Origin of the sequence: Cupriavidus sp. CuC1, assembly GCF_044627735.1 — a bacterium.
Lineage (GTDB): Bacteria > Pseudomonadota > Gammaproteobacteria > Burkholderiales > Burkholderiaceae > Cupriavidus > Cupriavidus ulmosensis.
The window spans coordinates 1-1,162 of record NZ_JBIUHC010000382.1 but is presented as its reverse complement, the minus strand read 5'-3'; the positions used below and the strand labels follow the sequence as shown (position 1 = coordinate 1,162).

Sequence of the window (1,162 nt, the reverse complement as noted above, 5' to 3'; positions counted from 1 at the left end):
CCGCACTGCTTGCCCGCCTTGAACGGTGCCCGTGCTGCGGTCGGAAAACCGAGTAGTTGTTAACACAGTAGTACTAGTGAGTTCGACATGATCCACGTGGTGCCACCCCAGAAGGCACCGGACTTCATCCGCGTCAGCCCGCTGGCCGATAACGCGGGCTGGGTCGACGTCGACCAGGCGACGCTACGCCACAAGACCTACTCAAACGTCTTCGCGCTCGGCGATGCCGCAAACACGCCGAATGCGAAGACCGCCGCCGCCACGCGCAAGCAGGCACCGGTCGTCGCCCACAACGTGCTTGCGGGCCTGGGGAAGGTCCGGGGCGAAGCGGCATACGACGGCTACGGCTCATGCCCGCTGACCGTCGAACGCGGCAAGATCGTGCTCGCGGAATTCCTCTATGACGGAAAGGTCGCGCCAACGCTGCCGACCTGGCTGATCGACGGCAAGCATCCGTCGCGCCTCGCGTGGCTGCTGAAGGAGCGCATCCTGCCGCCGCTTTACTGGCACGGGATGCTCAAGGGGCGCGAGTGGATGGTGCGGCCTGAACTCGTGGGCTAACGCAGCGGTGGCTCACAACCTGTCGGATTTTCCATGCTAACTTCACTTATCCTCGGCGCCATCGTTGGTGCGGTGCTCGGCCTGACCGGCGCGGGTGGCGGCATCCTCGCCGTTCCGGCACTGGTGGCCGGCATGGGCTGGCCGATGCAGCAGGCGACGCCGGTAGCGCTGGTCGCCGTGGCGGGCAGCGCTGCGATCGGCGCGCTTGAAGCATTCCGGCAGCGCCTTGTCTGTTACCGCGCCGCGCTTTTCATGGCCGCGGCGGGCGTGCCGCTGACCTCGCCCGGCGTACGCCTTGCGCACGCGTTGCCACAACGCGTGCTATTGGCGCTGTTTGCCACTGTCATGCTAGTGGTGGCCGGAAGGCTGCTATTACAGGCTTTGCGGCGCGGGCGTCCGGACAGCGCGGACTCACGGTTTTGCGTCGGCCACATCAACCCCGACACCGGGCGGCTGATCTGGTCATGGACCACCGGGGCCGCGCTCGCGGCAACCGGCGCGTTGACCGGGCTGATGACGGGACTACTATTGATCTTTCCGTAAATCATGACATCACCACAACGTTGCCTGAACCCAGCACGCGGCGATGATCGAAGGCCGG

At 65.7% G+C, this 1,162-nt stretch carries 2 pseudogenes; both read left to right on the top strand.

The window, feature by feature from the left end:
* Positions 1–72: 72 nt before the first annotated feature.
* Positions 73–561 (top strand): annotated as a pseudogene (locus tag ACGLHR_RS51775) (NAD(FAD)-dependent dehydrogenase); the annotation flags it as partial.
* Positions 562–594: 33 nt separating this feature from the next.
* Positions 595–1,089: pseudogene (locus ACGLHR_RS51770) on the top strand (sulfite exporter TauE/SafE family protein); the annotation flags it as partial.
* Positions 1,090–1,162 lie beyond the last annotated feature (73 nt).